Source organism: Sphingomonas sp. DC1600-2 (assembly GCF_049897605.1).
Classification (GTDB): domain Bacteria; phylum Pseudomonadota; class Alphaproteobacteria; order Sphingomonadales; family Sphingomonadaceae; genus Sphingomonas.
In genome coordinates, this window is record NZ_JAFCWO010000002.1 from 389176 (window position 1) to 401573 (window position 12398).

Annotated in this window: 12 protein-coding genes and 1 pseudogene; 1 reads left to right on the forward strand and 12 read right to left on the reverse strand. The window is 64.0% G+C overall.

Annotation, left to right across the window (positions count from 1 at the left end):
• Positions 1 to 2 precede the first annotated feature (2 nt).
• Positions 3 to 1082 carry a 50S ribosomal protein L11 methyltransferase gene (locus tag ACP7BL_RS05295; RefSeq protein WP_426257802.1) on the forward strand — a complete coding sequence of 360 codons (1080 nt, stop codon included), beginning with the start codon at positions 3 to 5 and terminating at the stop codon, positions 1080 to 1082.
• Between the two features lie 25 nt (positions 1083 to 1107).
• On the opposite strand, the pseudogene ACP7BL_RS05300 reads toward ACP7BL_RS05295, so the two are convergent.
• From ACP7BL_RS05300 to rpsE, 12 genes and pseudogenes are all read right to left on the reverse strand, one after another.
• A pseudogene (locus ACP7BL_RS05300) lies at positions 1108 to 3233 on the reverse strand (prolyl oligopeptidase family serine peptidase).
• A gap of 172 nt (positions 3234 to 3405) precedes the next feature.
• Entirely contained in the window at positions 3406 to 3828 is a 423-nt protein-coding gene (rplQ, locus tag ACP7BL_RS05305; RefSeq protein WP_126847133.1) for a 50S ribosomal protein L17, read from the reverse strand.
• Positions 3829 to 3998: 170 nt separating this feature from the next.
• The gene (locus ACP7BL_RS05310; RefSeq protein WP_426257803.1) at positions 3999 to 5066 is read right to left on the reverse strand and encodes a DNA-directed RNA polymerase subunit alpha; all 1068 of its coding nucleotides are present in this window, start codon (positions 5064 to 5066) and stop codon (positions 3999 to 4001) included.
• 95 nt (positions 5067 to 5161) lie between these two features.
• Positions 5162 to 5551, reverse strand: coding sequence for a 30S ribosomal protein S11 (gene rpsK / locus ACP7BL_RS05315; protein ID WP_010164557.1), 390 nt, complete (start codon positions 5549 to 5551; stop codon positions 5162 to 5164).
• A gap of 55 nt (positions 5552 to 5606) precedes the next feature.
• Entirely contained in the window at positions 5607 to 5975 is a 369-nt protein-coding gene (gene rpsM / locus ACP7BL_RS05320) for a 30S ribosomal protein S13 (RefSeq protein ID WP_033964976.1), read from the reverse strand.
• Between the two features lie 166 nt (positions 5976 to 6141).
• Entirely contained in the window at positions 6142 to 7425 is a 1284-nt protein-coding gene (locus ACP7BL_RS05325; RefSeq protein WP_260591530.1) for a HAMP domain-containing sensor histidine kinase, read from the reverse strand.
• A 95-nt stretch (positions 7426 to 7520) separates the two neighbouring features.
• Entirely contained in the window at positions 7521 to 8213 is a 693-nt protein-coding gene (locus ACP7BL_RS05330) for a response regulator transcription factor (protein ID WP_126847128.1), read from the reverse strand.
• Between the two features lie 261 nt (positions 8214 to 8474).
• A complete protein-coding gene (locus tag ACP7BL_RS05335) occupies positions 8475 to 9125 on the reverse strand; it encodes an adenylate kinase (RefSeq protein ID WP_426257804.1) in 651 nt (216 codons plus the stop codon).
• A gap of 40 nt (positions 9126 to 9165) precedes the next feature.
• Positions 9166 to 10518: a preprotein translocase subunit SecY gene (secY, locus tag ACP7BL_RS05340; RefSeq protein ID WP_033964927.1), complete on the reverse strand. Its 1353-nt coding sequence runs from the start codon at positions 10516 to 10518 to the stop codon at positions 9166 to 9168.
• Positions 10519 to 10832: 314 nt separating this feature from the next.
• Positions 10833 to 11375, reverse strand: coding sequence for a 50S ribosomal protein L15 (rplO, locus tag ACP7BL_RS05345; RefSeq protein WP_033964928.1), 543 nt, complete (start codon positions 11373 to 11375; stop codon positions 10833 to 10835).
• A gap of 118 nt (positions 11376 to 11493) precedes the next feature.
• Positions 11494 to 11670, reverse strand: coding sequence for a 50S ribosomal protein L30 (rpmD, locus tag ACP7BL_RS05350; protein ID WP_010403711.1), 177 nt, complete (start codon positions 11668 to 11670; stop codon positions 11494 to 11496).
• 6 nt (positions 11671 to 11676) lie between these two features.
• Positions 11677 to 12396, reverse strand: coding sequence for a 30S ribosomal protein S5 (rpsE, locus tag ACP7BL_RS05355; protein ID WP_010403712.1), 720 nt, complete (start codon positions 12394 to 12396; stop codon positions 11677 to 11679).
• Positions 12397 to 12398 lie beyond the last annotated feature (2 nt).

Here is a 12398-nt window from a genome sequence, read left to right on the forward strand (position 1 = left end):
ATATGAACGACAAGCGGGATATGAAAGCGGTCGCCCGCGCTGGCTTCGAGCCAATGGTCGAAGCGGCGGGGAGAGATGGCCGCAAACTGGCGGGGCTCGCCGGGCTCGCGTCGAAGATCGGACTGCGCGGCCGGGTTTTTCCGCTGGCGACCGAAGCGCGCGCGCTCGCCCCCGATGACGGGGAGGTCGCCGCGCGCACTCAGCAATTGATTGGGCAAAGCGTGCCGCGCTGGCATTTCAATATGCTGCGCGACGAACCGCGCAACGCCGCTTTCGATGCCGCAATCCGGCGAGCGGTGACGCCGGGCACACATGTGCTCGATATCGGCGCAGGCAGCGGCCTGCTGTCGATGATGGCCGCGCGCGCCGGCGCGGGGCGCGTTGTTGCGTGCGAGGAAAACCCCGCAATCGCCGATTCCGCGACGCGCATCGTCGCCGCCAATGGCTATGCCGACCGTATTCGCGTCGTCACCGGCAATTCGACCGAACTTGATCTCGAATCCGATCTCGAGGGCCGCGCCGATGTGATCGTGTCCGAAATCGTCTCGAACAACCTGCTCGCCGAAGGTGTGCTGAACACGCTGGCGGATGCGGCATCGCGGTTGCTGGCCCCCGGCGGGCAGATGATCCCACAGGGCGGCGCAGTGATGGTCGCGTTGGCCAATTGGAGCGGAGCGGCTCAAACCCACATGGCGGAGGTCGCCGGGTTCGATCTCGACGGGTTCAACACGCTGGCGCAGGTGCCGCGCAACGTCGCAGTCAGCGACGCGACGCTCTCACTACACAGCGCGCCCGCCGCCTTGTTGGCGTTCGATTTCACCGGCAAGGCCGCGCGCGAGCCGCACCGTGCCGAAACGACGCTGGTCAGCGACGGCACGCCCGTCTGCGGGATCGTGCAGTGGATCCGGCTCGATCTCGACGCCGAGGGCACCTATGAGAACCGCCCGGGCCCCGCCGCCAAATCGCATTGGGGTGCGCAATTCTATCCGTTCGACACGCCGCTCGATCTTCCAGCGGGCACCCCGGTGCGGATCGCCGGGGTGCATGACGGCAACCAATTGCTGGTGTGGCGGGAGGGGTAAGCCTCCCCCCACCCTGCCGCGCGGCTTACTCGACCGGCTTGACCGTCAGCCCCGTCCACTTCGCCGCGAACGCCCAGGCGTCGGCGGTTTCGGCGATCACCTTGTCGGTCGGCTTGCCCGAGCCATGGCCTGCGCGCGTCTCGATCCGCACCAGCCGTGGCTTCGGCCCCAGGTCGAGCGATTGCAGCATCGCGGTATATTTGAAGGTATGCCCCGGCACGACGCGGTCGTCGGTATCGGCGGTCTCGGCCAGGATCGCCGGGTACGCCTTGCCCGCGCGGATATTGTGATAGGGCGAATAGGCGTAGAGCGTCTTGAAATCGGCTTCCTTCGACGGATAGCCATAGTCATCGACCCAATAGCGCCCGGCGGTGAAGCGGTCGAAGCGCAGCATGTCCATCACGCCTACTGCGGGCAACGCCGCCGCGAAAAGGTCGGGGCGCTGATTGGTCACCGCGCCCACCAGCAAGCCGCCATTCGATCCGCCCTGAATGGCGAGCTGGTCCTTGCCGGTTATGCCTTGCGCCTTCAGATATTCGCCCGCGGCGATGAAATCGTCGAACACATTCTGCTTGTTGGCCAGGCGACCGCCATCGTGCCACGCCTTGCCATATTCGCCGCCGCCGCGAATGTTGGCGACCGCCAGCACCCCGCCCTGCTCCAGCCACGCCAACCGCGTCGCCGAGAAAGTCGGCGTCACCGAAATGTTGAAGCCGCCATAGGCATAGAGCAAGGTCGGGGCGGGTCCGGTGACATCCTTGCGGCGGACGACGAACATCGGCACCTGCGTGCCATCCTTGGACGCATAGAAACGCTGTTCGACCGAGTAACGCGCCGGATCGAACGCCACCTTCGGCGCGGCCCATGGCGTCGCCTGCCCGGTGGTCACGTCATAGCGATAGATCGTCGTCGGCGTGGCGAAGCTGGTGAAGGCAAAGAAGGTCTCGGGATCGCCCTCCTCGCCGCCAAAGCCCCCGGCCGCGCCGATGCCGGGCAGCGGCACTACGCCATCGGGCTTGCCGTCCAGCGTGTAGCGGCGGATCTCGCTCTTCACGTCGGCGAGGTAGGACACCAGCAACTTACCACCGACAAGCGAGGCACCGGCGAGCACATCCTTGCCCTGCGCCACGAGTTCCTGCTCGGGTACTTCGGCCGAGCGCGCGTAAAGATTGGTCGCGACGATCCGGCCGCGCGGCGCATTCTTGTTGGTCACCCAATAAAAGTTACCGCCGACATTGCCGACCAGGCTCCACTCATAGTCCAGCCCCTTGAAGATCGTGCGCGGCACGGGCTTGGGCGCGGTCAGGTCGATCACAGTGATCTGATAGCGGTTGTCGGTGCCTTCATGCGTCGTGATGACCAGCCATTTGCCGTCATCGGTCACTTGCGCGGTGTGGCCGAGCTTGGGGCTCTCGGGCGTGGCGTAGATCAGCGGGTCGGCCGCCTGCGCGGTGCCGAGCTTGTGGAAATAGATTTGCTGGTTCTCGTTCAGCGCCTGGAACTTCGCCCCGGCGGCGGGCGCTGCGAAGCGCGAATAATAGAAGCCCGAGCCATCCTTCGCCCAGGCGAGGCCCGAAACTTCACCCACTCGATCGTGTCCGAAACCGCGCCGCTGGCCACGTCGAGCACCTTGACCGTGCGCCAGTCGGTGCCGCCATCCTGCACCGCATAAGCGAGCTTCTTGCCGTCCTCCGATGGGCTCCACTCGGCGAGCGCGGTCGCGCCGTCCTTCGACCAGCCATTGGGGTCGATCAACACCCGCCCCGCGCCATCGACGCTGTCGCGCACATACAGTACCGCTTGGTTCTGCAGGCCGCTATTGTGGGTGTAGAAATAGTGGCCGCCCTTTTTGAACGGCACACCAAAACGCTCATAATCGAGCAACGTCTTCAACCGCGCCGCAAAGATGTCGCGGCCGGGCAGCGTCGCCAGATAGGCGTTGGTGACGGCATTCTCGTCCGCCACCCACTTCGCGACCTCGGCATCGGTGCGCACATCGTTTTCAAGCCAGCGATAGGGATCGGCGACCTTCACGCCGAACTGTTCGTCGACTTGGGTGACGCGGCGGGTTTCGGGATAATGCATGCTTTGAGCCTGTAGTTGCGCGGGAGCCGCGAGAACGAGAGCAATCAGCGGCAGGGTCAAGCGCATGTAGGGCTCCAAAACGAAAAAAGGAGCCACACTCTACCGAGTGGGGCTCCTTTCTCAATCTCTTGATCGCATCACCCGCTACATCCGCGTCGTGGCGAAGCCACGCCGTCGAACGGCGCTTTATGCGCCGTCGGCCGGACGAGGCGAAAAGCGGTGCTTAGCTACGCTAAGCTCACGCCGCCTCGTCATACTCGCCGTCGTTCAGCACCGGACCCGAATCCTGGCCCTTGGCGCTGACGTCGCGGTCGACGAATTCGATGATCGCCATCGGCGATGCGTCCGACAAGCGGATGCCGGCCTTGATGATGCGGGTGTAGCCGCCGTTGCGATCGGCATAGCGCGATGCCAGAACGTCGAACAGCTTGACCAGCTGCGCATCGTCAAGCAGCCGGGCGTGCGCAAGGCGACGGTTGGACAGGCCACCCTTCTTCGCCAGCGTGATCAGCTTCTCGACGTAAGGACGCAGTTCCTTCGCCTTGGCGACGGTGGTGGTGATCTGCTCGTGCTTGATGAGGGCAGCGGACATGTTGCGGAACAACGCGATGCGATGTGCCGAGGTACGCTGCAGTTTACGACCGCCTACGCGATGACGCATGGTATTTTCCTTCGTTCGTTATGGGGCCGTGTGAGGTACCCCAGACCAGGTGGGGACGGTTCGCCCACCGAAATGACCGTCACCCCGGCTAGGGCCGGGGCCGTTTGGTTATGGGGCACTCGCTCCGCACTTGCGCGAGGCGGCCCCGGCCTGCGCCGGGGCGACGTGCCTTAGCCCATAATCTCTTGTTCAAGCTTCTTGGCCATCTCTTCGATGTTCTCAGGCGGCCAGCCCGGGATTTCCATGCCGAGGCGCAGCCCCATCGAGGAGAGCACTTCCTTGATCTCGTTGAGCGACTTGCGGCCGAAGTTCGGCGTGCGCAGCATCTCGGCTTCGGTCTTCTGGACCAGATCGCCGATATAGATGATGTTGTCGTTCTTGAGGCAGTTGGCCGAGCGCACCGACAGTTCGAGCTCGTCGACCTTCTTGAGCAGGTAGCGGTTGATCTGCTGCGTGTCGCCAGCGACTTCGCCACCGGTCGCCGCCGGGGCAGCATGGCCGATCGGGGCTGCGCGCGTGACCGACGAATCGTCGAAGTGCACGAACAAAGCCAGCTGGTCCTGCAGAATGCGACCGGCATAGCCAACCGCGTCCTCAGGGCTGATCGTGCCGTCGGTCTCGACCGTCAGCGTCAGCTTGTCATAATCGAGTTCCTGCCCGACGCGGGTGTTCTCGACCTTGTAGCTGACCTGCTTGACCGGCGAATACAGCGCATCGACCGGGATCAGGCCGATCGGCGCATCGGCCGGACGGTTGGCAACCGCTGCGACATAGCCCTTACCGACATCGGCGGTCAGTTCCATGTTCAGCGTCGCGCCATCGTCGAGGTGGCACAGCACCAGCTGCGGGTTCATCACTTCGATGTCGCCCGAAACCGCAATGTCGCCCGCCTTGACCGGGCCAGGGCCCGTTGCCGAAAGCTGAAGCCGCTTCGGTCCCTCGCCCTGCATGCGCAGCGCGATTTGCTTCACGTTCAGCACGATGTCGGTTACGTCCTCGCGAACGCCCGCGAGCGAGGAGAATTCATGCAGAACGTTCTCGATCTTGATCGAGGTGACGGCCGCACCCTGCAGCGAGGACAGCAGCACGCGACGCAGCGCGTTGCCCAGCGTCAGGCCGAAGCCACGCTCCAGCGGCTCGGCGATGAAGGTCGCCTTGCGCTTGCCGTCTCCGCCGGGCTTCTTTTCGAGGCCGGACGGCTTCTTCAATTCCTGCCAGTTCTTTGCATTGACGGACATAGGCTATCCCTTGGTTTTGGGCCGGAATGGGGCAATCCCGGCCATATATGAATCGAACCGTGCAGCGCGATCAACCGCGCACGGTCGAGACGAAGTCAGACGCGACGGCGCTTCGACGGGCGGACGCCGTTGTGCGGGATCGAGGTCACGTCGCGGATCGAAGTGATCTGGAAGCCGACGGCCTGCAATGCGCGCAGCGCCGACTCACGGCCCGAACCGGGGCCCTTCACTTCGACTTCGAGCGTGCGGACGCCATGTTCGGCGGCCTTCTTGCCGGCGTCTTCCGCTGCGACCTGCGCGGCGTACGGCGTCGACTTGCGCGAGCCCTTGAAGCCCATCGCCCCTGCCGACGACCAGCTGATCGCGTTGCCCTGGGCATCGGTGATCGTGATCATCGTGTTGTTGAAGCTTGCGTTCACATGGGCAACGCCCGAGGTGATGTTCTTGCGTTCGCGGCGCTTAATGCGCTGTGGTTCACGTGCCATTGTCTGTCCCTAATCCTTCGTCGAGGAGCGAGCCGCGGTCACCCGCGGCTCAAGCTCACTTCTTCTTACCGGCGATCGGCTTGGCCTTGCCCTTGCGAGTGCGCGCATTGGTATGCGTACGCTGGCCACGAACCGGCAGGCCCTTGCGATGACGCAGGCCGCGATAGCAGGCCAGATCCATCAGGCGCTTGATGTTCATCGCAACCTGGCGACGAAGATCACCCTCGACGGTATAGTCGGCGTCGATGGTCTCGCGGATGTGGAGGACTTCCTGGTCGGTCAGGTCCTGCACGCGCGCGGTCAGCGGGATGCCGAGCTTGGTGACGATTTCCTTGGCCTTGGTGTCGCCAATGCCGTGAATGTAGGTGAGCGCAATAACAACGCGCTTGTTGGTCGGGATGTTGACCCCGGCGATACGTGCCATGAACTTGTTCTCCTGCTCCACAGGGTGCGCATGGCTGCGGACCCCATCTCATCGCGTTGCCTACCGTAACGCACGACACCGGCGAGCGCAAACATGCGCCGCCGGAGACCGGTGTTTCGGAATGGAAGTGCGTTAAGACCCGACTCACCTGCTGTCAAGCGCCCGATCACGCCGTCAGTGGGATGACGATCGCCACGATCAGGCCGGGCGCGTGGTCGCCCAGTTCCAGACGCCCGCCATGCAGCCGCGCGACCGCCTCGACCAGCGCCATGCCGAGCCCCGCCCCCGGCACGCTGCGCGCGACATCCAGCCGCCCGAACCGCCGCAGCGCCTGCGCACGGTCGGCCTCGGCAATGCCTGGGCCGCGATCGGCAACCTGAAAGCGCGCCTCGTCCGGGCCGATCACCAGCCCGAGCTGAATCTCTTCGCCCTGTGCGGCATGGCGCAGCGCATTGTCGATCAAATTGGCAATCGCTTGGGTCATCAACTCGCGGTGGAGCACAATGTGCGGCGGATGCGCGTCGATCGCGACCTCGAACCGCATCCCGGCATCCTCGACCACCGGCCCGTAGAGGTCGACAATCTCTTCCATCAACGCGGCCGGGTCGATCGGCGCAAGGCGATCGCGCGGGACCGATTCGGCGCGCGTGATTTCGATCATCGTCGACAGTATCCGCATCACCAGATCGGTCTCGATCAGCAGCCCGCCCATCGCCGCCTCGCGCTGCGCCGGATCGGCCTGCAACACGGCGACCTCGGCTTTTGCCCGCAACCTGGCGAGCGGAGAGCGCAAGTCATGCGCCAGGCCATCGGTCACGATGCGCAATTCGGTCATCAGCCTTTCGGTCTTGTCGAGCATCGCATTGAGCCGCGTCGCCAGCCGGTCGAAGGCATCCCCGCCACCCGCGTGTCCGGCGGCACTGTTCACCACGCGCCGCGACAGGTCGCCGCTGGCCACCCCCTCGATCACGTCGGCAACCCGGTCGAGCCGCCGCCCGACATAGCGCGTGACGATCAGGCCACCGCCAATGCCAAGCGCCAGCGACAGGAGCATCGCTGCGGCGAGCGCGCGTTCGATCCCGCGCTGCTCCTGCTCCCAGTCATCGAGCAAGCGCCCGCTGACCAAGCGATACGGGCCAATCTGGCGCACCGCATAACCGGCCTCGCGTTCCAGCCACGGACTCGAATCCCCCATACGGCCGATGCGGAACACCGTCGGTGCCAGTGCGCCGCTGCCGACGATCGCCGGGCCGAGGCCGGCGACGCGTCGCCCGTCGGCGGCGATTACCGTGACGATGCGCGAGCGATCCCCGGTTGCGCGCCCCTCATCGATGGTACGCGCCAGCGCAGCCAGGCCGCCCGCGCGATAAATCGCCGCCAGCCCCTCCGATTGCTCGACGGTATCGCGTCGCAACTCGTCAATCGCCTCGTCGCGGACGAGCTTCCACACGAACGCGACCAGTACGACGTTGGACGTCAGTCCCAGCAGGATCGCCAGCAGCGCAATACGCGCGGTTACCGACAGGCGGGACGACAGGGAAATGGCTATGGCTCGACCGAGAGCCGATACCCGGCCCCACGCACGGTGTGCAGGATCGGCGCGGCGAAGCCCTCCTCGAGCTTGCGACGCAACCGCCCGATATGCACATCGACCACGTTCGATCCGGGATCGAAATGATAGTTCCAGATCTTCTCCAACATCATCGTGCGCGTGACAACCTGCCCGGCATGGCGCGCGAGATATTCGAGGAGATTGAATTCGCGCGCGCCAAGCTGAATTGGCCGCCCCGCGCGCGCGACGGTGCGTGCGAGCAAGTCGATCTCCAGATCGCCGACCGACAATCGCGTCGCCTGCCCCTCCCCTACGCCGCGATCGACGCGGCGGAAGATCGCGTCGATGCGCGCGGTCAGTTCGGCAAAGGAGAACGGCTTGACCAGATAATCGTCCGCCCCGGCGTTCAATCCGTCGATCCGGTCGTCGACGGTGCCCAGCGCCGAGAGAATCAAGGTCGGCGTACGCACCCCGGCCGCGCGAATCGCGCCGAGCATCGCAATGCCGTTCAGCCCCGGCAACATGCGATCGGCGATGATGAGATCGAAAATGCCTTCGCTCGCCAGAAACAATCCGTCGCGCCCATCCGAGCAGGATTCGACCGCAAAACCCGCCTCGCTCAAGCCCTTGGCGAGATAGGCGGATGTGGAGCTATCATCCTCGACGATCAGAATCTTGCGGGTCACAGGCGGCATTCCGGGCGGTTTCCTCGTGCCTAGAATGAAATGAGGCCGACGGAAAGCATGCCTTCCGCCGGCCAACGACACTCCCGGGAGTGCGAGTGTCGATCTCGTGAATACATTTCCGGCCAGCGTGCATGGCCTGACACGGTTATGCGCCGAGCGCGCGTCCACCGCGATGACGCTGAGGTGACGAAAGTGTCATTCGAACGAGAAACGCCTCACGAACCGCCAGCGTGAGCCCGCATTGCCTTTTGAGCCAACCGATCAGCCAGCGTCGAGAATCGCCTCGATTGCGCCCGTAACATCGGCAATGTCGCCCATGCCATCGACCCGCGCGAGCAACCCGCGCGCCTGGTAGATCGGGATGATCGGCTCGGTCTTGGCGCGATATTCGGCCATGCGCGTGCGCACGGTTTCCTCATTATCGTCGGGTCGGCGCTTGAATTCATGCCCGCCGCATACGTCGCAGATCCCCGCCACCTTGGGCTGCTTGAAGCTGTCGTGATAGCCCGCACCACAGGTGGCGCAGGTATAGCGACCGACGATGCGCGCGACGAGCGCGTCCTCGTTCACGTCGAGTTCGATCACGGTGTCGAGCTTGCGGCCATGCTGGGCAAGGATCGTATCGAGCGATTCGACCTGGGCCGCGGTCCGCGGATATCCGTCGAAGATCGTGCCTTGCTCGGGCGAGAGCGTGCCAAGCTTGTCATCGATCAACGCGGAAACGATCTCGTCGGATACGAGCGCGCCCGAATCCATCACCGCCGCAACCTGATGGCCGAGCGGCGTGTCGGCCTTGCGCGCGGCGCGCAGCATGTCGCCGGTCGAAAGCTGGATCATACCGCGATCCGCCTCGAGATGGCTGGCCTGGGTGCCCTTGCCGGCTCCCGGCGGCCCCAACAGGATGATGTTCAATACGCTCTCCCCAATCGCCGTGGCGACTCGCGTCCCGCTTTTAGCGGAGACGCCCGCCCTTCAGCTTCGCCTTCTTGATCAGATCGCCATATTGATGCGCAAGCAAATGGCTCTGAATCTGCGTCACCGTATCCATTGTTACGTTGACCACGATCAGCAAGCTAGTGCCACCAAGGTAGAAGGGAATCGACAGCGCCGACACCAGATATTCCGGCAACAGGCAGATGATCGCCAGATACCCGGCACCGATCACGGTGATACGCGTCAGCACATAGTCGAAATACGCCTCGGTGTTCTTGCCCGGGCGGATGCCGGGGATGAAGCCGCCATAGCGCTTGAGATTGTCGGCGGTCTCTTCCGGGTTGAACACCACGGCGGTGTAGAAGAACGAGAAGAAGACGATGCCCGCGCCGTAGAGCAGCATGTACACCAGCGACCCATGCTGCAGATATTGGTTGAGCCCGATGACGACATCGCCCCACCAGGTTTCCTTGCCGCCCGTCGGCTGTTTGCCCGCAAGCTGCATCACCGTCAGCGGCATCAGCAGCAGCGACGAGGCGAAAATCGGCGGGATCACGCCTGCCGTGTTGATCTTGAGCGGCAAATGGCTGCGATCGGCCTGCATGCCGCGCTGCGTCTGCCGCTTGGGATATTGGATCAGGATGCGGCGCTGCGCGCGCTCCATGAAGCAGATGAACAGGATCAGGCCCGCCACCGCGACGATGATGCCGAGGATCTTGAACCCATCGAGGTTGCCCGCGCGGCCGCCCTCGGCCAGCGTGTAGAGCGTCGTCGGCAAGTTCGCGACGATACCGGCCATGATGATCAGCGACATGCCGTTGCCGATGCCGCGGCTGGTGATCTGCTCACCGATCCACATCAGGAACATGGTGCCGCCGACTAGGCTGACGATCGAGCCGATGATGAACATCGGGCCGGGGTTCACGACGACGCCCTGGCTCTCAAAGCCGAGCGTCAGGAAATAGCCCTGGATGATGGTCAGCGCGACGGTGCCGTAGCGCGTATATTGGTTGAGCCGCTTGCGCCCGCTCTCGCCTTCCTTCTTGATCGCGGCGAGCGTCGGCGACAGCGAGGTCGCGAGCTGCACTACGATCGAGGCGGTGATGTAGGGTGTGACGCCCAAAGCGATCAAGCTGGCGCGCTTGAGCGAACCGCCCGAGAACGCGTTGAAGAAATCGAGCACGCCACCGCTGGTACGGCTGGCCAGTTCGGTCAGCGCAGTCGGATCGATCCCCGGCAGCGGCACATAGCTGAGCAGGCGGAAAACGATCAAAGCGCCGATGGTAAACCACAGCCGCTTCTTGAGGTCGGTCGCCTGTGCGAATTTCGACAGGCTGATGCTGGAAGCCATCTGGTCGGCTGCGGATGCCATGTGCGTCTATCGTCCTGGATGCAGTAGCGGCGGAAACAAAAAGGGCGGGAAACGTTTTACCGCCCCGCCGCTCATATAGGGGCCCAAGCGGGCTTGTCTAATGGGTTGCGCGAAGAGATCGCGCTAACCTACCCCTATCCGTTCGTTTCGAGCCTAGTCGAGAAACCCCGCGCAGCGCCTGATACCTGTTTCTCGACTTCGCTCGAAACGAACGGAGGGAGCGACAGAGCGCGTCTAGAAGCCGGGATCCCTTAAACGATTTGTCCCGAACAGCGGGGTCGCTGTTCGGGACAAAGAGTATCAGATCGTCCGGCTTACGCCTTAAACGATTCCTTGTGCGCCTTGCGCTCGCGATACTTGACGCCCTTCTTGGCGGCAGCCTTTTCAGCGGCAGGAACGACGTGGATCACGTCGACCGAACCACCGGCCTTCTCGACCGCTTCGATCGCGCCCTTGGACGCGCCGGCAACCGTGAACGACAGCTTGGTGGTCAGTTCGCCCTTGCCGAGCAGACGGACGCCGTCCTTGCCACCGCGTGCCAGGCCAGCGGCCTTCAGCGCGTCATGGTCGAGGCTCGCACCGGCTTCGATCTTGCCCGCGTCAACCGCGACCTGGATCGCGCCGAGGTTCACCTCAGCATAATCCTTGGCGAAGATGTTGTTGAAGCCACGCTTCGGCAACCGCATGTGCAGCGGCATCTGGCCGCCTTCGAAACCGGCGATGGAAACGCCCTCGCGGCTCTTCTGGCCCTTCTGGCCGCGGCCTGCGGTCTTGCCCTTGCCGGAACCGATACCACGGCCGACACGCATTTTCGACTTACGCGCACCGGCGTTGTCACGGATATCATTAAGTTTCATGTGTGCACTCGCTTTCGCTTTTGACGCGCTGGATAAATGAGGAAGGGGGCCGTTAGCCCCCTGCCCCGGATTTGTCTACTTCTTCTCCCTCTCCCCTGTGGGGAGAGGGAGAAGAAGTTTACGCCTCGATCTTCACCATGTGCGCGACCTTGCGGATCATGCCACGAACTTCGGGCGTGTCCTGCAGCTCGCGCGTGCGGTGCATCTTGTTGAGGCCGAGACCGATCAGCGTTGCGCGCTGGTCCTTCTCGCGGCGGATCGGCGAACCGGTCTGCGTGATCTTGATGGTTGCCATGGGTCTTTACTCCACGATCGCTTCGGCTTCAGCCTGGGGCGCTTCCGCACCGCCACGGCCGAGCAGATCGGCGATCTTCTTGCCACGACGCTGCGCAACCGACTTCGGGCTCACCTGGCTGGTCAGCGCCTCGAAGGTCGCACGGATCATGTTGTACGGGTTGGACGTACCGACCGACTTGGTCACCACGTCGGCAACGCCGAGCGATTCGAACACGGCGCGCATCGGGCCACCGGCGATGATGCCCGTTCCCTGCGGTGCCGAGCGCAGCGTGACGAGACCGGCACCGAAGTGACCGTTACCGTCATGATGCAGCGTGCGGCCTTCCTTCAGCGGAACGCGGACCATTGCCTTCTTGGCAGCAGCCGTCGCCTTGGAAATGGCTTCGGGCACTTCGCGTGCCTTGCCATGACCGAAGCCGACACGGCCCTTGCCGTCGCCCACGACGACCAAAGCTGCGAAGCCGAAGCGCTTACCGCCCTTGACCGTCTTCGAGACGCGGTTGATGTGAACCAGCTTCTCGATCAGCTCTTCGCCGCCATCATCGGCACCGGGGCCGCCACGACCGCGATTGTCGCGACCGCCACGGTTGTCACGGCCGCCACGATTCTGGCCACCGCCGCCGGGGCCACCGCGACCACGACCGCCGCGGGGACCGCGGGCGTCGGGAGCGGCTGCGCCTTCGGGAGCTGCCGTAGCTTCGGTTGGAATGTTGTCGTCAGCCATAA